Raw genomic sequence first — 22869 nt, 5'->3', positions numbered from 1 at the left:
AAATAGCCTTGATGGTCCTGAAGTCCTATACCAACTTTTCAGATTCACAACTGATTGAACATTTAAACGGTAATATTCATTACCAGTTATTTTGTGGTGTTCAGATTGATCCGCTTCATCCACTGACCAATCCTAAAATCGTCAGTGCAATTCGTCAGGAACTAGCGGAACGCCTTGATATTGAGTCCCTCCAGCCTATTCTGGCTGACCATTGGAAACCTTATCTTGAGAACCTTCATGTCTGTATGACCGATGCCACCTGTTATGAAAGCCATCTGCGTTTCCCTACTGATGTCAAACTCTTATGGGAAGGTATTGTATGGCTTCATCGTCATCTGTGCAAACATTGCCGGACATTGTACATACAACGTCCCCGTAATAAATATCTTGATGTAAGCCGTGCCTATCTTGCTTACAGTAAACTGCGTAAACGCAGGAAATCACAGACTCGTATGATTACACGCAGGTTACTTCAGTTATTGGAAAAGTTGCTTGACCAGCTGGAGCAGCTTCATTCATCCTATAGGAACAGGCTTACACTATCCTCTGATTACCAAAGACGTTTCTCGGTCATACAGACAGTCCTTGAGCAAGGGAAGAATTTATTTGCAGGCAAAAAAGTGTCCAACCGTATCGTGAGTATCGACCGGCATTACCTTCGCCCCATTATCAGAGGCAAGGAAACCAAATCCGTTGAATTCGGAGCCAAAGTCAACAATATACAGATAGACGGAATCTCCTTTATAGAACATATCTCCTTTAAGGCTTTTAACGAAGGAGTACGTTTGAAAGACTGTATTCATCTGCACCGACAACTGACCGGGGTTAGGGTCAGGGCGCTTGCGGCGGATTCAATCTATGCCAATAATGCCAACCGGAAATTTTGTACAAAATATCATATAAGTACTTCCTTTAAGCGTAAGGGCAGAGCTGCCAAAGATGAGCCGCTTCGTAAGATCTTACGGTCGGAACTCAGCCGTGAAAGAGCTACCCGCCTGGAAGGAAGTTTTGGAACGCAGAAACAACATTACTCACTGGCCAGGATAAAAGCTAGAAACAGGAAAACGGAAGTACTTTGGATTTTCTTTGGGATACATACAGCCAATGCGGTATGTATGATAGAAAAGGTCGAAAAGAAAAAAAGAAAGGCAGCATAATCTGACTAAAATAACAGGAAAAACAGGAGAGGTTTTAACTTCCCCTGAAAAAGACATGTACATAATGCATGGGTGGGAAGGAAAAAACAAGAATATGTAAACAATATTCTACAAAAAAGATAGAAGACTGGGAGAGTTGAACGAAAAAATCAAGAGAAAAGCTCACGTAAAGCAAAGCTTTTCTCTTGATTTTTTAGAAAGAGGAACATTTACTGAATATCCCTAAATAATCAGATTATGACAAAACTTGTCTTTTCATTTCATAAATACTCTTATTTATTAAACAAACCTAATCTTTGAGCAAAATTTACAGCCTCAATCGAATTATTAGCTTTTAGCTTTTGCAATATATTCTGTCTATGGCTATTTATGGTATTTATACTAACTTTCAAAGTATTTGCTATCTCTTTACTTAACAAGCCTTGCTTCATCAAACGCAAAACCTCCAACTCTCTATTTGTTAAAGGTTCATCCAATGTATCAGATAAATCTATAAAAATCTGTTCTCCAGTTTTAAAGTTATATAGGTGGCTTTTAATAATTTCTGATTCATGGCTTGCGTCAACATCAATAACTGACAACATAAGCCAAATATTGCCTGATTTATCTAACTCAACAATCTGTTCCTGCTCTATTATACGGATATACTCACCTCGTAGATTCCTCACCCGCATTTCATGAATGGCTTTATAGTTCATTTTTTCTTCATTGGAGAACGAACTCAATATCGAATAGATTTTCTTTCTTACAAGTAATCCGTAGTATATATCATCCGGATGTATAACCTCTACTACTGGCTGATGCCCGTCTATAAACAATCTATGGGAATCAAGCCCATATAATTCAGGAATATTATCAGAAACAAATACGAATTTTTTTGTGTAGCAATCAAACGCCAACACTATACTATGCGTAACTTCCGAGAGTTTTTTCCAGTCTTTTTTCCTTTCTTCGAGAATGGAATAATCTACCTCATCAAGTAGTATGTTTGATGTTGGAAGTAAGTTTATTATTTGCTTCTCAATTTCCTCAATTTTCATATTTTAAAACATCTGATTATTAGATATTTGCACGTTATCTCATTATAAATAACTATTGCCTTTAGAGTCTATTGCTTCTATCTTTGCACAAAGATAATGAAATCAGTATAAGATAAATAGATATTTAATATTTTAATTTATGTAGTATGATAAAGAAAATTTGTTTAATGACACGTAACGGAAAAGAGGTTGTAGGACGTAGAGTAGTTGTTACTTCTGAGTTTGAAGCTAACAGGGAAAATATTTGGTGTAAAATTCAGGATATTGATACCTTAAGAGAAATTTGCAAGCCAAAAGCCAGTTTTGTATCTTATGATAATACTTCTCCTACTTGGAAAGAAGGAAAATCCTTTTGCTTTAAAATGTTCCTACATGGATTTATTCCAGTAGGAAAACATACAATAAACGTAATCAAAATGGATAAAAGCACAGGAGAGATAGTAACAAATGAGTATAATAAAAAAGTAACTATATGGAATCATTATATCAACATGGAAGAAATTTCTCCTAATGTAACAAGATATACAGATATGGTCGATTTATATGCAGGAGGTTTAACTGCTCTTGCCGCTTGGTGGACGCTTAAATTTTATAAACATAGGCAGAGAAAATGGCAGAAGATAGCAAGAAACTTATAAAACAATTACAATTTGTCTTCTAAGAAAGATTATGCCAAAATGGGATTTAACAGAAAAGCAAATATATAAATTGCTAAAGCATCCTTGCCAAAAGGAAAAATCTGTGATAGAAGAAATAACTTCTGCATATCTTGAATTTGTTGAAGATTTATTCGATTATCTCAATAAAGAGCATGATAATAAAATACGTATCAGGCAATTAAATATGAGTTATATAGATTTCGGAACAATAAAAGCATTAGATGAAACTTCTCCTACTGAAAATAGTAAACTGAAAATTATATATCTTGATAAACTCTTGTCTTTAATAAATATGGAACAAGAACTAATCTATCGCCAAATGGAATATCCAAAATTTTTCATCAATATAGAATCTGATTGGAAATCTCCATTCTACTTAAACAATGAGGTTATTAAAATCGTAGATATAATGGAATTGGTTTGTGGTATTTTTTATATCAGAGATGGAATAGTTCGGATTGATAACAAAGACATCTTTTTAAGCGATATTGCCCGGATTTTTGAAAAGATGTTCAACATTAATTTTGGAGATATATACAAAAAAGAAATTGCGGTTATCAAAAGGAAACCTACTAAAATAACAGAATTTTTAGATAGCTTAAAAGTTGCTATTCTAAAAAAGAGCAGAGATAGTGGTTATAACCATTTATAAAAATGAATTTTCTGTTATATTGATAATCAACATGCTACGAATGATTTATGGGGGATTAGGTGTACCATTCCCCCATTTTCTTTGCTTCCCTTTTCCGAACTTTGCTTCATCAATCGATTGGTAAGCATTAGTGTATAACCTGAAAAATGAAGCAATATGTATGTAGATAGTTACGAGTTCAAAGACTGGATGCAAAAGCTACTTGATAAACTGGAAGAAGTCGGCAAAGATGTAAAGAGTTTGCAAACCAACCCAAAAGTAATGCCGAATGACAAACTTTTGGATAATCAGGATTTATGCCTGCTGTTCAAAGTCAGTACCCGGACATTACAGAGATTAAGAAGCAAAAAACTGCTGCCCTTTATGATGATTAGCGGAAAAGCCTACTACCGGGCTTCCGATGTGCGTGAGTTCATAAAGGAACGGTTCGATGTGGGCACGCTCCGAAAGTTCGAGAAAGAACACAGAACGAATAAGTAAGAGTGAAATTCATCCCGGAGCTGTACACGTGGCAGTTTCGGGATGTTTTTCTTTTGGCAAGTCTGTATTTACTTCCCTGATGATATTGTTCCCTCTTCCCTATAAGATGCTTCAAACTGTTTGGTAAGCGCAATAATCTGCTGGTTCGTCTTTACCAGTTCAACAGTGTATCGTTCCAGTTTGTAAAGCAAGGCAAGTGCTTTCTTTTCCGCAAAATTGGAATGGAGTTCTTTCACCGTTTGGTTATACAGTATGCCTATGCTCCTGAATTGTGAAAACAATTGGGAGAGTTGGATGTAATAATCTACCTTGCTTTTATCAATTCTAAGCACCTTAAACGATTTCCCGAAAATACAGTTCTTAATGAAATGCGCCTTTACCTTGTAGCCTGATTGGTCGTAAAAGGCTAAGAACTTAGCGTTCTCCACATCGTCTAAATTAAGAGAATAGCGGTGTGTTCGTGGGTCAAGTTTAGGCTTGCGCCCACCTTTGTTAAATGGCTTCTTTTTCTGTTCCATAATGATAATTATTTACTGGTTTTACGACTTTGGAGTAAAACCAACCACCTTAAAAGGTGGCAAGGTTTTGAGGCACAAAAAGCGAAGCGCGGGCCTCAAAACACAACTTGCTGTTCTCATGTGATAACAAAAATCTTCCCTATAGTCAGATTGCAAAAGCAAGCGGTTTGGCTTTATCCTCTGTCTGTTTATCAGTTGCAAAATTACAGACAGTAATTCCCTCCCGAAATATAGGCGGTTGCGCCAAATTGTAACATAAACAGACAAAGTAACCCCATTTTTAAAAGCGTTTGTTTTTACCTCTTTCTTTGCTGAAAAATGATTGAGTGGTGGCAATATATAAGACAGTAAAACAAGGTCTGAATATAGTTTTAAACCATGTTTGAAAGCTATTTAAAGATAAAGGGACATAGTTATAAAACTGGCTTGCATTTTTTCAATCAGTATCGGGAATCAATCATCTTATTTATAAATCATTAAAAATTAAATGTATGGAAGAAGTAAAACAATCATTACAGGAAACAGCAAGTAAGGAACGGGAAAGTTATAAATCGGTGTTCCTTAAAAAACGGTCGGTTTGCAACCGTCAAAGCGTGTACATAAGCGGAGAGATACAAAAACGTATCGTTCAGATTGTAGGCGTGATTACAAACAAACAAGTAAGCATCGGAAATTTCATTGATAACGTACTGGAAGAACATTTAGGTGCGCATAATGATGTCCTTTCGGCTCTCTACCGGGAAGAAATACAAAAAGGAATATTCAACCAGCCAAAAGAGAAAGACGTATGAATATTGTAACTATTGAGGAACAGACTTTTAAACAAGTATGTGGGAGGTTCTCCGGTTTCGTCAGTCAGGTGGAACGGATTTGTAAAGAGAATACCCACCAGCCGGAGAAATGGTTGTCAGGTCGTGAAGTGTGCGCCTTGCTCGGTATCAGCATCCGAAGTTTGCAGAACTACCGGGACAGTGGCAAATTGGGTTACTCCCAAATCGGTAATAAACTGTACTATAAATCTGCCGATATTGAAAGACTGATTGCAGAATGTACGATAAACGATGTTTTAGGAAGGAAAAACAGCTATATATCAACCAACAAATAAGTATCGCCTTATGAAAAGAAAACAAGATGTCAATTCAGAAGCAAATCAATCTTTCACCCTACCGGCTATTGTCGGCACATGGGAAAGTCTAAATCTTCATCCTACGGTAATGATATACCAAAGTGGGAAAAAGTATCTCCTTTCGATGCTTCATGTATCGGATAACGGACAGGCGCAACCCGCTACTTACGAGATACAGAAAGAAGATAGCCGTTACTTTATTGTTTCAGCCTTTAAGCGGCTTTATATCGATTATGACAAGGCAAAAGACAGCCTTTTCATTTCTTACTATGGCGATTACCTGCGTATATACCAATCATTCAAGCTAACTATAAATGAATATGTCAATATGGAACTGATAAACAGCAATAGTGAACTAATAAACGAGTTCTTTCAATCTATGGATAGAATGTTAGACGGCATCAGCCGACTGGCAAAGGAAAGCAGACCGCATTTGAACGGTGATAAGTTTCTAAGCAACCAAGAAGCGTCCAAATATCTGAAAGTAAGCATCCGTATCCTGCAAGAATGGAGAGATACGGGCGTTATCCCTTACATTCAGATAAAAGGCAAAATAATCTATCGCCAAAGCGATATAGAACGGCTTTTGCAGACCTACTAAACAAGGAACGGCAGGAATAGCTTATTACCCTAAAACACATTTTTTCCGAAACTGACTAAGAACATTAACTCTATCAGTGTAGTAGTCCGTCTGTGCAAGCCTTTGGAAGAAAATACTACCCGGAGCGGAGCGCAGGTGTGGAGATTTTCTTTCAAACCCGTAGGGCTTGGGCTTGAACGGACGGAATACGGAGCTTACCTTTGTTAATGTTTTATTCAGCTTGGGAAAATTACATAGCATTTTTCTTTGGTAATACTATTTTATTCTATACTTTTGCAAAGTATTCGTTCTTTGAAAGAATGTGGAAGAAGGTACAATTGAACCAATAGTACTACAAAATTAAAGTGATTTATCACACCAATATGGTTTTATGGGACGAGCATCTGTGTTCATCTATATTAATGATAAACATCAGAGATAGCGGTCTATCCATTTATAGTTTGTTGGCATTCTATATAGGGATTCCTCACTTGTAAATCGTCTCTACGTCTGTTAGGACATGAAAATAGAGAGCAAAAGAAGGTAATGTATATAGTATTATTGGTTATTAGTAATATTGATTGAGGACATGGCGATATTGCCATATAATCATTTAATATTATATATCATGAAAAAGGTTATACCTTCAAAAGGAGGAAAAATAAAAACCTCCCATTGCTCTTCGAAGATAGGAAGAATGACAAAAAAAATAGATGAGTTTTCTCAACTATTAAAGTCTATTCAAAAATGTGGAAGCACCTTATATCTACTTTTTAAAAGTTTGTTTAAGGTAATTCCAGTTATTTCAAAAATATACAGTTTTTTGAAAACCGTTTTTGATATTCTATCGGCTCTCTAATTTCTTTTATACATTTTAGTAGGATGATTACAACCGAAAAGCATTTGCTATATATACTAAAAGTTTCTCGTCAACAATTGGATTCAATTATAGAGAATATAGATAAATATTACTCTACATGGGAAAAGCCTAAATTGAATAAAGACACCAATGAACCTTTATATAATTCTGATGGAACAATAAAAAAACGCACAATTAACTCCACTAATAAAGATTTGAAAGTTATACAAAAAAGATTGTATAACTATTTACTTTTAAAAACAACTCTTCCTAATTATTTTTTTGGAGGTATTCCTAAGAAGGATAATATTCTTAACGCTAAATATCATCAAGGTAATAAATATGTATTTACTACAGACTTGAAATCCTTTTTTCCTTCCATTAATCATAAAATGGTGTTTTATATGTTTTTAAAATTAGGATGCACCCCTGAAATTGCAAGAACTTTAACTAAACTTACTACACATAATTATCAAGTTCCACAAGGTGTTCCAACATCAACATTAATAGCTAATTTGGTATTCAAGCCTGTTGGCGATAGAATACAGGCATTAGCAAAAGAGAATAATATTAAATTTTCAATATTTGTTGATGATATAACAATGTCTTCTTCTATAGATTTCCATAAAAAAATCCCTGAAATATTATCTATTATAACTACTTCAGGATATAAAATTAGTCATTCTAAAACTTTTTATAAAACAAAAAATCCAATAGTTACTGGTGTAATATGTCAAAACAATAAACTTAAAATACCACAATCATATAATAAAAGAATAAAGCGAATCAAGGCGGACATTCAAAACAATGAACAAGCATTCTTAAAGATAAAAGGACTAACTATGTATCGTCAAAGAATAAAGCAAGCATAATTCTTTTTCTATTTAAAATTCTTCTCCACATTCAACATATCACGCATAATAGAGCTATCTAAAACTTTTGCATAATGCTGTGTCATTCTGATATTGGAATGTCCCAAAATCTTAGAGACATTTTCCATTGACACATCATTGGCGAGAAAAACAACGGTAGCCGCAGTATGCCGGGCAACATGTGTAGTTAAGCGTTTGGTAATGCCGCATAAATCAGCGATTTCTTTTAAGTAGGCATTCATGCGCTGATTACTGATTACGGGTAAAAGCACACCTTTCTTTATACACTCTGCATTATCTTCATATTTCCCCAATATCCTTTGGGGAATGGATAAAACGGGAATGTTGCACATCTGATTGGTTTTCTGCCGTGCCTTGCGTATCCACAAAGCACCGTTATTGTCTTTTATCAGGTGCTCACGGCTTAACTGCTGCACATCAACGAAAGCAAGTGCGGTAAAACAGCAAAAGACAAAAATATCCCTTACCTGCTCCAAACGTTTGATAGTAAATTCTTTGTTCATCAAAACATCCAATTCTTCACGTGAAAGGAACTCTACATTAACTTCTTCCTGCTTGAAGTGGATGCCGTAAAACGGGTCTTTCTTTATCCAGTCGTTAGCCAAAGCAATACGAACAACTTTTTTCAAGTTCTTCAAATGCTTCAATGCGGAATTATTTTGACAATGCTTATCCGTTTTCAGCCAAAAATCAAAATCACGAATAAATTGCCCATCCAGTTCTGCCAGCATTATATCATCACGGTGGTAGCAACTACGGATATATTCTTTCAAGCGGTTTATTGAAGTATCAAACTTGGTAACTGTGCTTTCCGTATATTCTTTGCCAATCAGGGCACGACATTTTTCGTTATGCTCTGCATACACTTCCAGCAAGGTGCGCTGTACCTTGTCCCGCCCGTAGAAACAATCCTTTATAATATCGGCTGTTATCGGTTTGTTGTCTATCTCCAATTCACGGTGTATCTGCAATACTTTAGCACGAACCGTATTGATATAGTGGTTTAGTTCGGTGGCTACACGGTCTTTTCCTTTGGAACATTCCTTTTTCTGATTCCATAAGTCTATGGGAATACTCCGTTTAATCATAACTTCGGCTACTCGCTTGTTTACGGTGATGCGCATACAAACAGGAGCTTCACCGTTTTTCAGAAGTTTTGATTTCTTAATGATGAACAATACGCTTAGTGTGTTTCTTTTCACTGCTCCCATAATTCTTTGATTTTTAAGTGGTACAAAATTAGTTTGCTACACTCAAAAACCAGCTACGCAAAAAGCTGACAATCAAAGACAAAAGCGTCAATTCGTGGGAGCAAAAACGGCTTTCAAAAAGTCCCACGGATAAGCCACGTGAGAACTGCCTGAAACCGCTGTTTTTTGCCTAAGCGAGGAAAAAGAAAAAGCTCTGAAATTCTTGAATTTCAGAGCTTTGCTTTAATTTACTATTTGCTTTCGCGGTGCGTACGGGACTCGAACCCGTGACCCCATGCGTGACAGGCATGTATTCTAACCAACTGAACTAACGCACCAGAACTTCAATTTATTAATCTGCATCTCTCTCGATTGCGGATGCAAAGGTAGATATTTTTTTGAGATCTGCAATAGCTTCAGTATCTTTTTTCTGAAAAAGTGGGTTTATTAAGAATTATCGTGTACATTTGCAGATACTAATAAAATAGAAAATAGAATGAAAAATACACCAATTGAACGACATCTGATTGATGAAACTATAAATGAGTTTCAAATTGTCGATTTTTCAAAAGCTACCATTCGAGAAGTGAAAGCTATTGCTTCGAAAGCAGAAGCTACATCGGGAGTTGAATTTATTAAAATGGAAATGGGCGTTCCGGGGCTTCCTCCTTCCGCAGTAGGTGTGAAAGCAGAGATTGAAGCATTACAAAATGGCATTGCCAGCCTATACCCCGATATCAACGGATTGCCGGAATTGAAAAAAGAGGCTTCCAACTTTATCAAAGCATTTATCAATGTAGATTTAGGCCCGGAAGGTTGTGTACCTGTCACCGGCTCCATGCAGGGAACATTCGCTTCATTCCTTACTTGCAGTCAATGTGACGAAAAGAAAGATACGATTTTATTCATCGATCCCGGATTCCCGGTACAGAAACAACAGTTGGTAGTAATGGGACAAAAGTTCGAAACGTTTGATGTATATGACTACCGCGGAGACAAACTGAAAGAAAAACTGGAAAGCTATCTGAAAAAAGGAAATATATCAGCTATCATTTATTCGAATCCAAATAACCCCAGCTGGATTTGCCTGAAAGAGGAGGAATTGCAGATTATCGGTGAATTAGCAACGCAATATGATGTAATTGTTTTGGAAGACTTGGCTTATTTCGCGATGGACTTCCGCCAAGATTTGAGTAAACCATACCACCCCCCCTTCCAGCCATCAGTAGCCCATTATACAGATAATTATGTATTACTGATTTCCGGATCGAAAGCATTCAGTTATGCCGGACAGCGTATTGGCGTGAGCTGTATCTCTGATAAATTATACCACCGAAGCTATCCGGGACTGACCAAACGATATGGCGGCGGTACTTTTGGAACAGTTTTCATTCATCGCGTACTTTATGCACTTTCATCGGGAACCAGTCATTCCGCACAATTCGCCATGGCTGCCATGCTGAAAGCTGCCAACAAAGGACAATATAACTTCCTCAACGAGGTGAAGATCTATGGTGAAAGAGCGCAAAAATTGAAAGAAATCTTCCTCCGGCACGGTTTCCACCTAGTATATGACAACGACTTGGGAGACCCGATTGCGGACGGATTCTATTTTACCATCGGATATCCTGGAATGACCAGCGGCGAACTGGCCAAAGAACTGATGTACTACGGAGTGAGCGCGATTTCATTGGTTACAACAGGCAGCCATCAAGAAGGGTTGCGCGCGTGTACCTCTTTTATTAAAGATCATCAATATGCGCAATTGGATGAAAGAATGAAACTATTTGCTGAAAATCATCCGATAACCTGATTATTTGACATAAGATATTCATAAAAGCCATTCTTAAAATGAAAAAAAACGGAAAGAACGATTGTTATTCCGTTTTTTTTCTTACTTTAGTGGCATGAATATCGACTCTGACATATTTAAGATTCAATCGAATAATGTGTTACCATCAAGAGGAAGGATTTTAATATCTGAACCTTTTCTGCGTGACGCAACGTTTGGCAGATCCGTAATTTTACTGGTCGATCATACGGACGAAGGAAGTATGGGATTGGTTATCAACAAACAACTACCATTATTTCTGAATGATATCATTATGGAATTTAAATATCTGGACGAGATTCCTCTATACAAAGGTGGACCTATTGCCACTGATACTTTATTTTATCTCCATACACTATCAGACATCCCTGGCTCTATCTCTATCAGCAAAGGACTTTATCTGAATGGAGATTTTGATGAAATAAAAAAATATATATTACAAGGGAATAAAATCAGCGAATGTATCCGTTTCTTCTTGGGATATTCCGGATGGGACAGCGAACAGTTGAGCAATGAAATCAGAGAAAACACATGGTTGGTGTCTGAAGAAGAGAAATCATATCTGATGAAAAACAATATCAAGGATATGTGGCGGACTGCTTTAGAGAAGCTAGGCAGCAAGTACGAAACGTGGTCACGCTTCCCACAAGTGCCTACTCTCAACTAATATTTTATTTCTTAGGATTCAAACATTGGAGGAGCAATGCATCTTTGTAGCAACCCTCCACTTGCAGCCAATTTTTTAATAATCCGCATTGAACGAAGCCACAAGATGTGAACAGTTTTACACAAACTTCATTATCTGTCGTGACATGCGCATAAAGCTGACTTAAAGACAGAAAATCAAAAGCGTATTCACAAAGAAGTTTCAATGCGTCGGTAGCACAACCTTGTTGCCGATAATCCTTATGGATAGCAATTCCTACTTCTCCCCGCGAATGAAGGGGAACGAAATCCGTAATATCAATCGTACCAAGTATACACTGGTCAGATTTACGTACAATCATCAGACGTAATTGCTTATCCGCAAACACATCACACTGTGAACCTTCAATATATTGGCGCAACACATAACGGGAGTAAGGAACCGTAAAGTTACTGATGTCCCACATGGAAGGGTCATTTTCCATCTCATACATTATATCCATATCTTCCGGCTCGACCGCACGAAGATAGATACGCTCGTTCATCAAGAAAGACTGTCTCATAGCTTTTCATCTTTTGCAATGTGAAGCTCATTACGCAATCTTTTCTCGCTAGGCAGGCAGAAAAGCGACGCTGTCAGGCCAATTAGCATACAGAGATTACCCGTACTACTCAACGTCAGATAGTAACACAAAAGGTTCACCACAATAGCTACTTCAAGCATTCCCAAGCGTACAATATTCCATTGCACATATCGCTTCAAGGCAAGCGTAATAGTCATGTGATCTATCTTTTTCTTAAGCACCAAGCTAAATAATTTGAGAGAAAGAGGCACACACAAAGCAGTGAGCAAAATGCCGACTGTCTCAAAATAGTAGATAGCCGGCGCATTATCTACCAAACCTCCTACAGGAAAGAGTTCAAACTCTCCTGCCCCAAACAAAAATGCCGGGAGTACCCAAAAGAAAACATAACTGATATTCAAATTTCTAACAGCTCGTTTTATCTGTTCTTCCATGTTCGTTCTTAAATGATTAATAATGATTATACAATTCCGGTAAAAAGCGTCCGGTTCACAATACTGCGTCCTAAAGTCACTTCATCAGCATATTCAAGTTCATCACCAACCGATATACCACGGGCTATCACACTTAGTTTAACCCCTAGTTTATCTAACTTGCGATAGATATAGAAGTTGGTAGTATCACCCTCCATCGTGGTACTCAATGCCAAAATAACTTCTTTGATTCCACCTTCAGCCACCCGCTGTACCAAACTTTCAATTTGAAGGTCACTCGGTCCGACTCCATCCATTGGAGAAATAACTCCGCCCAAAACATGATAAAGCCCGCGATACTGCTGGGTTGCCTCTACCGCCATTACATCACGAATATTTTCCACCACACAGACAGTGGAAGCATCCCGTTGCGGATTAGCACAAATCTGGCAAGTTTCAGTATCGGATATATTATGACACACTTTGCAGTATTTCACTTCACGCTTCAACGTTATGATAGAATTTCCGAAAGCTTCCACAGTAGCCGTATCCTGACGAAGCAGATGCAGAACAAGCCTCATAGCCGTCTTACGCCCGATACCCGGAAGTTTGGAAAATTCGCCGACTGCTTTTTCAAGCAGTATAGAAGGATATTGTTGATTCATAGATAATAATTGCTGTTCTATCGATAAAACCTTGCAAAGATACAGATTATTGTTTTTAATACCTACAAAAATTGCTACCTTTGCATCTGTTATGATGATACTAGTCACTATTCTTTGCTACTTCGCAGTATTATTACTAATAGCCCATATCACTGGACGTAAGGGCGGATCGAATGCAGCGTTCTTCAAGGGAGAAAATCAATCACCTTGGTATATAGTCTCTTTTGGAATGATTGGCGCCTCTATTTCCGGAGTCACTTTCGTCTCTGTACCGGGAATGGTGCGCGGAATGGATATGACCTATATGCAAACAGTACTCGGGTTTTTCTTCGGATACATGGTCGTAGCCCACATTTTACTTCCTTTATATTATAAGTTGAATCTGACAAGTATCTACGGTTATCTCGGCACCCGTATCGGAGTGCGTGCCTATCAAACCGGTTCCTTTTTCTTTCTGCTGTCACGTATGTTGGGAACCGCAGCCAAACTTTATCTGGTATGCCTTATTCTCCATACTTATGTATTTCAGGAAATGCACGTTCCCTTTTGGCTGATTGCTGTCGGTTCGGTTGCATTGGTATGGATATATACTCATAAAAGCGGAATAAAGACCATCGTATGGACAGATACCTTACAAACATTTTGCCTGATTGCCGCCCTGATTTTTATCATCTATTTTACGATCCAAAGATTAGACCTTAACTTCAGTGGCATTGTCCAAACAATCCAAAACAGTGAACACAGCCGTATTTTTGTATTTGACGACTGGGTATCCCGGCAGAACTTCTTCAAACAATTCTTCAGTGGTATCTTCATCGTAATCGTAATGACCGGCCTGGATCAGGATATGATGCAAAAGAATCTTTCTTGCCGTAACCTCCGGGAAGCACAAAAAAACATGTACTGCTATGGTTTCTCATTCATTCCACTAAATTTCCTTTTTCTATGTTTGGGAATTCTATTGATAGCACTAGCAGGACAAATGCAACTCGAACTGCCAGCTATGAATGATGATATACTGCCCATGTTTGCAACCCAAGGTTATCTGGGACAATCCGTATTGATACTTTTTACAATCGGCATTATCGCAGCAGCTTTCAGCAACTCGGATTCCTCCCTGACAGCCATGACAACCAGTGTATGCGTAGATCTGCTGAATACGGAAAAAGATACAGAAGAAGTGGCACGTCGCAAAAGAGACAAAGTACATTTATCGTTATCAGTCTTATTGGCATTCTTCATCTGTCTGGTAGAGATACTTAATAATAAGAGCGTTATTGATGCCATATATATCATCGCCTCCTACACATACGGCCCCCTGCTCGGAATGTTTGCTTTCGGGCTTTTTACACGTAGGCAAACGACCGACCGATGGGTTCCTCTCATAGCCATCCTTTCACCACTGCTCTGCTATCTTGCCGACTGGTGGATTGGAAAAGAAACCGGATATAAATTCGGTTATGAATTGCTAATGTTAAATGGAACGCTTACCTTTGCGGGGTTAATCTGTATGTCTAAAAAAGGGAAAACGCTGAAAGTACCATAGAAACAAGTACTCCGAAGTTTATAATAAATAATGGCAGAGTTTATTATAAACTGCGCAATAGTTTATTATAAACAATGAGCAAGTTTATTATAAACAATTTTACAAAGAAATAAATGACAAGAAAATGGAAATAACAAGTGCTGAATTTGTGATTAGCAATACGGACGTGAAGAAATGCCCGTCCGGTATTTTTCCTGAATATGCCTTTATAGGACGTTCGAACGTGGGAAAATCAAGTCTTATCAATATGTTGACTGGTCGTAAAGGTCTGGCCATGACCTCCTCCACTCCGGGAAAAACGATGTTAATCAACCACTTCCTTATCAATAAGAATTGGTACCTCGTCGACCTTCCGGGATATGGCTACGCCCGACGCGGACAAAAAGGAAAAGACCAGATACGTACCATAATTGAAGACTACATTCTGGAACGAGAGCAAATGACCAACCTCTTTGTCCTGATAGACAGCCGGCTGGAACCCCAAAAAATAGACCTCGAGTTTATGGAATGGCTGGGCGAGAACGGTATCCCCTTCTCTATCATCTTTACCAAAGCCGATAAACTCAAAGGTGGACGTTTAAAAATGAATATCAATGCCTATTTACGTGAGTTGAGCAAACAATGGGAAGAGCTCCCTCCTCACTTCATTTCTTCCTCGGAAGACCGCACAGGACGTATTGACATACTCAACTACATAGAAAATATAAACAAGGATCTCAATATTAAATGAAAGAAGAATGAAAATGAAAAAGAGTTTTTTATCTATTGCCTTTATGGCAGTATTTATGCTAACGGCGACTAACAGCCAGGCGCAATCGTGGTCCGACTTACTTAATAAGGACAACATTTCAAAAGTAGTAAATGCCATCACTGGAGCCACCGAATCAATCGACATGACCGGAACATGGAACTACAAAGGTTCGGCGGTAGAGTTCGAATCGGATAACTTACTAATGAAAGCAGGCGGAGCTGCCGCAGCTACTATGGCTGAAAGCAAACTGAACGAACAATTAAGCAAAATTGGTATTAAAGATGGCCAAATGAGCTTCACTTTCAATGCCGACAGTACTTTCACCAGCACAGTGGGCAAGAAAACATTGAAAGGCACTTATTCCTACAATGCTTCAACCAAACAAGTTGATTTGAAGTATTTGAAACTTCTGAATCTGCACGCTAAAGTAAATTGCAGTTCCAGCTCACTGGAGTTGTTGTTCAACTCGGACAAACTGTTGAAACTAATGGCTTTCATCGGCAGCAAAAGCAGTAGTACCGCACTGAAAACAGTCAGTTCACTGGCCGAAAATTACGATGGAATGATGCTGGGATTCCAACTCTCAAAATAGCAAAAGAGAATCGTTTAATACTATTTCGCACTCCATAAAGTATATTTTAGGGGAAAAAGCATTATCTTTGGCATTTGTAATCAAAAAGAGAAGGAAAAATGAAAAAGATACTTTTTTTAATGACCCTGTTAGTAATGGGCGTAAGCTTTACATTTGCGCAAACAAATGCAGATATCAAGTTTGACAAAACGACTCACGATTTCGGTAAGTTTTCTGAAAACAGCCCGGTTGTCAGTTGCACATTTACCTTTACTAATATAGGTGATGCCCCTCTGGTGATCCATCAGGCTGTAGCCTCTTGCGGATGTACAGTACCCGAATATACAAAGGAGCCCATCATGCCGGGTAAAAAAGGAACAATCAAGGTGACTTATAACGGAACAGGCAAATATCCGGGACATTTCAAGAAATCAATCACCTTGCGTACCAACGCCAAAACAGAGATGGTAAGATTGTATATTGAGGGCGATATGACAGCAAAAGATGCAAAGTAGGAGAAAATAGACTATTACATAAAGGAGAATCTTTCGGTTCTCCTTTTTTTTTGTTTACTTTGAGGACGGAAATGTAAATTGACACATTAGCAAATTATAAAAACTATGAAACAAGAAGAAGACAAATTCACCGGATTACCCGAGAATGCGTTCAGAGAGTTGAAACCCGGAGAAGTGTACAACCCGTTGATGGGTCCCTCAAAAAATTATCCGGAAGTTAATATCTGGTCAGTAACATGGGGTATTGCCATGGCAATCCTTTTCTCAGCCGCCGCTGCCTATCTAGGATTGAAGGTCGGACAGGTATTTGAAGCAGCTATTCCAATTGCGATCATTGCCGTAGGGGTTTCCGGAGCTGCCAAAAGAAAAAATGCGTTGGGAGAAAATGTGATTATCCAGTCTATCGGAGCTTGTTCCGGAGTAATCGTTGCCGGAGCTATCTTCACCCTCCCCGCTCTTTATATTCTCCAAGCTAAATATCCCGAGATGACAGTTACTTTCATGCAGGTATTCATCAGCTCTTTATTGGGTGGCGTATTGGGTATTCTATTCCTTATTCCTTTCCGTAAATACTTCGTCAGCGACATGCATGGAAAATATCCTTTCCCTGAAGCAACAGCCACGACACAAGTGTTGATCTCCGGAGAAAAAGGCGGCAGCCAGGCTAAACCGTTATTGATGGCAGGTATGATCGGCGGATTATATGACTTCATCGTAGCAACATTCGGATGGTGGAACGAGAACTTTACTACCCGTGTTTGCAGTGCCGGAGAAATGCTGGCAGAAAAGGCGAAGTTGGTATTCAAGGTAAACACCGGTGCTGCTGTGCTTGGTTTGGGATATATCGTCGGACTGAAATATGCTTCCATCATTTGTGCCGGTTCACTGGCTGTGTGGTGGATTATCATTCCGGGAATGTCTGCTATCTGGGGAGACAGTGTACTGAATGCCTGGAATCCGGAAATTACCTCTACCGTAGGAATGATGAGTCCGGAAGAAATATTCAAATATTATGCTAAGAGTATCGGTATTGGTGGTATCGCTATGGCAGGTGTGATCGGTATTATGCGTTCCTGGAGCATCATTAAAAGTGCTGTCGGACTGGCAGCAAAAGAGATGGGCGGTAAAGGGAATGTAGAGAAAAGCATTATCCGTACCCAACGGGATCTTTCAATGAAGATTATTGCCATCGGTTCCATCATCACACTGATATTAATTGTATTATTCTTCTACCTCGATGTCATGCAAGGAAATTTGTTGCATACATTGGTAGCCATTGTTCTGGTTGCCGGCATCTCTTTCCTGTTCACCACAGTAGCAGCTAATGCCATTGCGATTGTTGGTACTAATCCTGTTTCGGGAATGACATTGATGACGCTGATTTTGGCTTCCGTAGTGATGGTAGCCGTCGGACTGAAAGGTCCTTCAGGCATGGTTGCCGCATTGGTAATGGGTGGCGTAGTATGTACCGCACTGTCGATGGCAGGAGGTTTTATCACCGATTTGAAGATTGGTTACTGGCTCGGAAGTACGCCTGCCAAACAGGAAACATGGAAGTTCTTGGGAACGATCGTATCAGCTGCAACAGTAGGCGGTGTAATGATTATCCTGAATAAAACATACGGATTTACAAGTGGCGCACTGGCTGCTCCGCAAGCAAATGCGATGGCGGCCGTTATCGAACCGCTAATGAGTGGTGTAGGTGCACCCTGGTTGTTATATGGCATTGGTGCTGTCTTAGCAATTATTCTGACTCTTTGTAAAATTCCTGCATTAGCTTTTGCATTGGGTATGTTTATTCCATTAGAACTGAATGTGCCGCTGGTAGTGGGTGGAGCAGTGAATTGGTTTGTTACAACGCGCAGCAAAGATGCAACTCTGAATACGGAAAGAGGTGAAAAAGGAACTTTACTGGCATCCGGTTTCATTGCCGGAGGTGCATTGATGGGAGTAATCAGTGCCGCGATGCGCTTTGGTGGAATCAATCTGGTTAATGAGACATGGTTGAACAATACTTGGTCAGAAGTGTTGGCATTAGGAGCATATGCATTATTGATTCTTTACTTTATAAAGGCTTCAATGAAAATTAAATAAATAATTATGAGGAGACTATTATCCATTATAGTATCGCTTGTAACTGCCATATCATTTGCGCAGCAACCCGTCGAGCTACCCTTGTGGCCCGACGGCGCTCCCAACTCCAGTGGACTAACCGGAGAAGAGCAGGAAACGCGTCCTCATTTTGTCACTAATGTCACGCATCCCACCATGACGGTCTACCACCCGGAAAAGCCGAATGGAATGGCTATTATCATGTGCCCCGGAGGCGGTTATCGTGGTCTAGGTATGGATGGAGAGGGGTATGATATGGCTCCCTGGTTCTGCGGACAAGGTATTACCTATATTGTATTAAAATACCGGATGCCGAACGGACATTGGGAAGTCCCCGTATCAGACGCCGAACAAGCCATTCGCATGGTACGTCAACATGCCAAAGAATGGAATGTCAATCCTTATAAGGTAGGATTAATGGGAGCCTCTGCGGGAGGACATTTAACTGCTACACTCGCCACTCACTATAATTCGGAAACACGTCCGGACTTTCAGATATTACTTTATCCAGTGGTTACGATGATGCAAATTACCCGTGGAAATACAAGAACTGCATTGCTTGGCAAAAATCCCACAATGGAACAAATACAGAAGTTTTCTGCCGAATTGCAAGTAACTCCCGATACTCCACAAGCATTTATCGCTCTTACCTCCGACGACCCTTCCGTAGCACCTTATCACGGAGTGAACTATTACCTCGCTTTACAAAAAAACAAGGTTCCGGCAACTCTCCATGTTTATCCTACCGGAGGACATGGCTGGGGATTTCAGGACCATTTTAAATATAAGCAACAATGGACACAAGAATTGGAAAAATGGTTGCGCGACGGTGTTGCATTCCCGGAAAATCCCGAGCCCATGTTACGAATCGGGAAATCATACCTGGGAACTAAATACGTGGCTAACACATTAGACCAAGACGGAGAAGAATCATTAATAATCCAGACTAATGCCGTAGATTGCCTCACTTTCGTAGAATATACGCTAGCACAAGCATTGGGCTCTTCCTTTGCTGACAATCTGCAAAAAATACGTTATCGAGACGGCATCATCAACGGATATCCTTCCCGGTTGCATTATACTTCCGAATGGATTGAGAACGGGATCCGCCATGGATTCCTCACCGATATTACTGCCCAAAACAGTGCACATACTCAAAAATTATCTCTTTCGTATATGTCTACCCATCCCAAGCAATATAAAAAATTGGCTGATTCGCCAGAAAATGTACGACAAATGGCCGAATATGAAAAAGCAATCTCCGGAAAAGTCGTACATTGGTTACCGAAAAGCGAACTGCCGGAAACGGGATTGCCCTGGATCATGAATGGAGATATCATTGCTATCACAACGAAGATGCCTGGACTGGACATCTCTCATGTGGGAATAGCAGAATATAAAAATGGGAAACTGCACCTGCTGCACGCTTCTTCTACATTGGGGAAAGTAGTTGTCAGCCACGAACCTCTCAATCACATGCTAAACAACAATAAATCGTGGACAGGCATACGTGTTGTCCGGATGTCTCACTCTAAAAATAACTGATTATGAAACGAGTAAAACATTTCCTTCTCGCCTCGTGCTTATTCCCCACTTTGCTGGGAGCACAAAAAATGGCAAGCGCCTACTTTCTGGAACTTACTCCGGACGCCCAATCGGCAGGTATGGCAGGTACAGGATTAGCTACCACCGATAACGGTAGTACAGCTATTTTTCATAATGCTTCTACCATCGCTTTCTCACAAGAAGTGATGGGTGCAAGTTATTCATTTGCTAAAATCAACAAAGATTATGCGTTACATAGCGCCTCCCTTTTCTACCGGATCGGAAGGGAAGGCATACATGGATTTGCTGTAGGTTTCCGGCATTTCAAAGATCCCAAAGTGTTCGATTACCGTCCTCATGCATGGGACTTAGAAGCTGCTTATTTCAGAAATATAGCCAAAAATCTGTCTCTTTCATTAACCTTCAGATACCTGCAAGCCAAAGCCGCAGAAGGTGCAGACAGCAAGAATAGCGTTTGTCTGGACTTCGGCGCGACCTACTATCGCAATATGGCTATATTGAACGAAATGGCTTCCTGGAGCATTGGTTTCCAAGCTGCCAACTTAGGCAAGAAGCTGGACGGACAAAAGTTGCCCGCCAGATTAGGATTGGGAGGTACAATCGACCTGCCATTCAGCATAGAAAATCGTTTGCAGGTTGCGCTCGACTTCAACTATCTGCTCCCCTCTGAAATCCGTCATCTCCAGGCTGGCGTAGGAGCCGAATATAATTTCCTGAAATATGGTGTTGTCCGTGCAGGATACCATTTTGGAGACAAAGACAAAGGGGTAGGCAACTATGGCACTCTAGGTTGCGGAATAAACTTCTGGCCAATACGTGCAGACTTCTCTTATGCCTTGGCTGATAAGGATTGCTTTATGCACCGCACCTGGCAACTGGGAGTTGGAATAGTTTTCTAAGCTCCTCTTCGAGGCGTTGCTTCACTTCGTTCATAGACACATCATGCTTTAATTCCTGACGAAGAGAAGTAACGCCTTTATCTATAAATCCGCAGGGGTGGATATAACTGAAATAACGTAAATCGGTATTCACATTCAAAGCCAGTCCATGCATCGTGACATAATGACTGCTTCTCACTCCGATAGCACAAATCTTACGCGCACGAGGCGTATCACCTTCCAACCAGACACCTGTCGCTTTCTCCAAACGACCAGCTTCAATACCATAAGAAGCACATACCCGAATCACCGCTTCTTCCAGCAAATGAACGTACTCTTTCAATCCTAACTGAAACTCTTCAAGGTTCAATATTGGATAGCATACCAGTTGCCCGGGACCATGATAAGTAATATCCCCTCCCCGATCAATATGATAAAGAGTAGCATCAATTGCTTTCAGTTGTTCATCACTCAACAACATATTATTTTCTTTCCCGCTACGTCCTAAAGTATAAACGTGGGGATGTTCACACATCACAATACGGTTTTCATAACTCTCGCCCTGAACTTTTGCCTGGACAATGTTATCAAACCATTCCGTCTGCCGTTGCCATGCTTCGGCATATGGTATTAAACTCCAATCAATAAAAACAGTTTTCATGAAAACAAAGGTAAGAAATAAAAAGAAAATGTGTACATTTGTTGGCCCAATATAACAAACACAACTATGAAAATGGACTTTCCACAGGTAGACTTGCCTACCGAAGTATTAGCATGGACGAATGTAACGGAAGACATTCTCAATATTTACAAGCAATCTTGCAGGTTGCAGGCATGTATTGTTGCCATCTGTACCGAAGGTTCGATGAAAGCCTCTATCAATCTGCTTGATTATGAAATTCGCCCCAATGACCTGATTACATTGTTACCGGGAACAATCATTCAGTTTCGGGAGAGAACAGAAAAGGTATGTCTTTGTTTTGCCGGTTTCTCTGCCCATTGTGCCGGACGAATCAATCTGATGAAGAATATTGGTAACGCATATCCCAAACTGATAGAACAGCCGGTGGTTCCTCTTAATGAAGAAGTAGCCAGTTATCTGAAAGATTATTTTGCTCTATTATCACGGGCCAGTTGCAATGAGAACTTCGAAATGGATTCTGAATTGGTTGAATTGTCTCTTCAGACCATCCTGACAAGCATACGACTGATATATCATAAATTTCCGGGCGAAAACAGTAGTTCGAACCGCAAAAAGGAAATCTGCCGGGAACTGATTCAGGCCATCACCGAAAATTATAAAAATGAGCGTCGTGCACAGTTCTACGCAGATAAATTAGGTATATCTCTTCAACATCTAAGCACGACTGTGAGACAAGTGACAGGTAAAAGTGTATTGGATACCATTGCTTATATTGTTATCATGGATGCTAAAGCCAAACTAAAAGGTACCAATATGACTATCCAAGAGATAGCATATTCTCTAAACTTCCCCAGCGCCTCTTTCTTTGGCAAGTATTTCAGACGATATGTAGGAATGACGCCATTGGAATTTAGAAATAGATAATTTTTACGAAGAGTGATAGAAAACATAAATGGTGAGTTGCAAAACAATGAACGGTGAATAAATTGCGTATT

At 39.5% G+C, this 22869-nt stretch carries 25 protein-coding genes, 1 tRNA gene and 2 pseudogenes; 20 read left to right on the top strand and 8 right to left on the bottom strand.

The window, feature by feature from the left end; genetic code table 11:
- On the top strand, positions 1-1157 hold a 1157-nt coding region (locus I2I04_RS15435), incomplete at its 5' end, for a transposase (protein WP_195655395.1).
- Between the two features lie 272 nt (positions 1158-1429).
- On the opposite strand, the gene I2I04_RS15430 is transcribed toward I2I04_RS15435, so the two are convergent.
- On the bottom strand, positions 1430-2197 hold the full coding sequence (locus I2I04_RS15430; RefSeq protein WP_195655394.1) for a LuxR C-terminal-related transcriptional regulator: 768 nt from the start codon (positions 2195-2197) through the stop codon (positions 1430-1432).
- A gap of 146 nt (positions 2198-2343) precedes the next feature.
- Here I2I04_RS15430 and I2I04_RS15425 point away from each other — a divergent pair, with 146 nt between their 5' ends.
- The 3 genes from I2I04_RS15425 to I2I04_RS15415 all read left to right on the top strand — a co-directional run bounded on the left by I2I04_RS15425 (position 2344) and on the right by I2I04_RS15415 (position 3988).
- A complete protein-coding gene (locus tag I2I04_RS15425; RefSeq protein WP_143260065.1) occupies positions 2344-2835 on the top strand; it encodes a hypothetical protein in 492 nt (163 codons plus the stop codon).
- A 31-nt stretch (positions 2836-2866) separates the two neighbouring features.
- Complete coding sequence (locus I2I04_RS15420) at positions 2867-3508, top strand: RteC domain-containing protein (protein ID WP_143260064.1); 642 nt, start codon at positions 2867-2869, stop codon at positions 3506-3508.
- Between the two features lie 156 nt (positions 3509-3664).
- Positions 3665-3988, top strand: a complete 324-nt coding sequence (locus tag I2I04_RS15415; protein ID WP_143260063.1) for a helix-turn-helix domain-containing protein — start codon at positions 3665-3667, stop codon at positions 3986-3988.
- 68 nt (positions 3989-4056) lie between these two features.
- Here the strand turns inward: I2I04_RS15415 and mobA are convergent, their stop codons facing one another.
- Entirely contained in the window at positions 4057-4506 is a 450-nt protein-coding gene (gene mobA, locus I2I04_RS15410; protein ID WP_143260062.1) for a conjugal transfer protein MobA, read from the bottom strand.
- A 491-nt stretch (positions 4507-4997) separates the two neighbouring features.
- Between mobA and I2I04_RS15405 the strand changes: the two genes are divergently transcribed.
- The 6 genes and pseudogenes from I2I04_RS15405 to I2I04_RS15380 all read left to right on the top strand — a co-directional run bounded on the left by I2I04_RS15405 (position 4998) and on the right by I2I04_RS15380 (position 7943).
- Positions 4998-5297 (top strand): DUF3408 domain-containing protein, encoded by a 300-nt coding sequence (locus tag I2I04_RS15405; RefSeq protein ID WP_008777164.1) that lies wholly within the window; start codon positions 4998-5000, stop codon positions 5295-5297.
- Positions 5294-5611, top strand: a complete 318-nt coding sequence (locus I2I04_RS15400) for a helix-turn-helix domain-containing protein (RefSeq protein ID WP_143260061.1) — start codon at positions 5294-5296, stop codon at positions 5609-5611. The genes I2I04_RS15405 and I2I04_RS15400 overlap by 4 nt, the downstream gene beginning before the upstream one ends.
- A 10-nt stretch (positions 5612-5621) precedes the next feature.
- Positions 5622-5918 (top strand): annotated as a pseudogene (locus I2I04_RS15395) (DUF3876 domain-containing protein); the annotation flags it as partial.
- A 42-nt stretch (positions 5919-5960) separates the two neighbouring features.
- A pseudogene (locus I2I04_RS15390) lies at positions 5961-6253 on the top strand (helix-turn-helix domain-containing protein).
- Positions 6254-6840: 587 nt separating this feature from the next.
- Positions 6841-7071, top strand: coding sequence for a hypothetical protein (locus I2I04_RS15385; RefSeq protein WP_102408099.1), 231 nt, complete (start codon positions 6841-6843; stop codon positions 7069-7071).
- A gap of 23 nt (positions 7072-7094) precedes the next feature.
- The gene (locus I2I04_RS15380) at positions 7095-7943 is read left to right on the top strand and encodes a reverse transcriptase family protein (RefSeq protein WP_152288010.1); all 849 of its coding nucleotides are present in this window, start codon (positions 7095-7097) and stop codon (positions 7941-7943) included.
- 8 nt (positions 7944-7951) lie between these two features.
- Here I2I04_RS15380 and I2I04_RS15375 read toward each other — a convergent pair whose 3' ends face one another.
- Together I2I04_RS15375 and I2I04_RS15370 are read right to left on the bottom strand one after the other, a co-directional pair.
- Entirely contained in the window at positions 7952-9175 is a 1224-nt protein-coding gene (locus I2I04_RS15375) for a site-specific integrase (RefSeq protein ID WP_195655393.1), read from the bottom strand.
- A gap of 243 nt (positions 9176-9418) precedes the next feature.
- A tRNA-Asp gene (locus I2I04_RS15370) sits at positions 9419-9492 on the bottom strand.
- 158 nt (positions 9493-9650) lie between these two features.
- On the opposite strand from I2I04_RS15370, the gene I2I04_RS15365 reads away from it, so the two are divergent.
- On the top strand, positions 9651-10967 hold the full coding sequence (locus I2I04_RS15365; RefSeq protein ID WP_143257608.1) for a pyridoxal phosphate-dependent aminotransferase: 1317 nt from the start codon (positions 9651-9653) through the stop codon (positions 10965-10967).
- A 94-nt stretch (positions 10968-11061) separates the two neighbouring features.
- Positions 11062-11652, top strand: a complete 591-nt coding sequence (locus I2I04_RS15360) for a YqgE/AlgH family protein (RefSeq protein WP_143257607.1) — start codon at positions 11062-11064, stop codon at positions 11650-11652.
- A gap of 4 nt (positions 11653-11656) precedes the next feature.
- On the opposite strand, the gene I2I04_RS15355 is transcribed toward I2I04_RS15360, so the two are convergent.
- Genes I2I04_RS15355 through recR form a run of 3 tightly spaced genes read right to left on the bottom strand, consistent with a single transcriptional unit; the run spans position 11657 to position 13292 of the window.
- Positions 11657-12193, bottom strand: a complete 537-nt coding sequence (locus I2I04_RS15355; protein WP_195470497.1) for a GNAT family N-acetyltransferase — start codon at positions 12191-12193, stop codon at positions 11657-11659.
- Positions 12190-12648: a hypothetical protein gene (locus I2I04_RS15350; protein ID WP_195655392.1), complete on the bottom strand. Its 459-nt coding sequence runs from the start codon at positions 12646-12648 to the stop codon at positions 12190-12192. The genes I2I04_RS15355 and I2I04_RS15350 overlap by 4 nt, the downstream gene beginning before the upstream one ends.
- A gap of 26 nt (positions 12649-12674) precedes the next feature.
- On the bottom strand, positions 12675-13292 hold the full coding sequence (gene recR, locus I2I04_RS15345; RefSeq protein WP_143257604.1) for a recombination mediator RecR: 618 nt from the start codon (positions 13290-13292) through the stop codon (positions 12675-12677).
- A 91-nt stretch (positions 13293-13383) separates the two neighbouring features.
- Between recR and I2I04_RS15340 the strand changes: the two genes are divergently transcribed.
- From I2I04_RS15340 to I2I04_RS15310, 7 genes are all read left to right on the top strand, one after another.
- Positions 13384-14838, top strand: a complete 1455-nt coding sequence (locus I2I04_RS15340; protein WP_195655391.1) for a sodium:solute symporter — start codon at positions 13384-13386, stop codon at positions 14836-14838.
- A 124-nt stretch (positions 14839-14962) separates the two neighbouring features.
- On the top strand, positions 14963-15568 hold the full coding sequence (gene yihA, locus I2I04_RS15335; RefSeq protein WP_143257602.1) for a ribosome biogenesis GTP-binding protein YihA/YsxC: 606 nt from the start codon (positions 14963-14965) through the stop codon (positions 15566-15568).
- A 13-nt stretch (positions 15569-15581) separates the two neighbouring features.
- The gene (locus tag I2I04_RS15330) at positions 15582-16181 is read left to right on the top strand and encodes a DUF4923 family protein (protein ID WP_143257601.1); all 600 of its coding nucleotides are present in this window, start codon (positions 15582-15584) and stop codon (positions 16179-16181) included.
- A gap of 98 nt (positions 16182-16279) precedes the next feature.
- The gene (locus I2I04_RS15325; protein ID WP_143257600.1) at positions 16280-16675 is read left to right on the top strand and encodes a DUF1573 domain-containing protein; all 396 of its coding nucleotides are present in this window, start codon (positions 16280-16282) and stop codon (positions 16673-16675) included.
- A gap of 105 nt (positions 16676-16780) precedes the next feature.
- Complete coding sequence (locus I2I04_RS15320; RefSeq protein ID WP_143257599.1) at positions 16781-18769, top strand: OPT family oligopeptide transporter; 1989 nt, start codon at positions 16781-16783, stop codon at positions 18767-18769.
- Between the two features lie 6 nt (positions 18770-18775).
- Positions 18776-20332, top strand: a complete 1557-nt coding sequence (locus I2I04_RS15315; RefSeq protein WP_195655390.1) for an N-acetylmuramoyl-L-alanine amidase-like domain-containing protein — start codon at positions 18776-18778, stop codon at positions 20330-20332.
- Positions 20333-20334: 2 nt separating this feature from the next.
- Positions 20335-21252, top strand: coding sequence for a PorV/PorQ family protein (locus I2I04_RS15310; protein WP_195655389.1), 918 nt, complete (start codon positions 20335-20337; stop codon positions 21250-21252).
- Here I2I04_RS15310 and lipB read toward each other — a convergent pair.
- The gene (lipB, locus tag I2I04_RS15305) at positions 21209-21892 is read right to left on the bottom strand and encodes a lipoyl(octanoyl) transferase LipB (RefSeq protein ID WP_143257596.1); all 684 of its coding nucleotides are present in this window, start codon (positions 21890-21892) and stop codon (positions 21209-21211) included. The two genes, I2I04_RS15310 and lipB, sit on opposite strands and share 44 nt — an antisense overlap.
- Positions 21893-21958: 66 nt before the next feature.
- Here lipB and I2I04_RS15300 point away from each other — a divergent pair, with 66 nt between their 5' ends.
- Positions 21959-22798, top strand: a complete 840-nt coding sequence (locus tag I2I04_RS15300; protein ID WP_074636520.1) for a helix-turn-helix domain-containing protein — start codon at positions 21959-21961, stop codon at positions 22796-22798.
- Positions 22799-22869 lie beyond the last annotated feature (71 nt).

The sequence above is a fragment of the Bacteroides sp. 1001136B_160425_E2 genome (genome assembly GCF_015559655.1).
Taxonomy (GTDB): Bacteria; Bacteroidota; Bacteroidia; order Bacteroidales; family Bacteroidaceae; genus Bacteroides; species Bacteroides luhongzhouii.
This window is presented reverse-complemented; position numbering and strand designations above follow the sequence as displayed.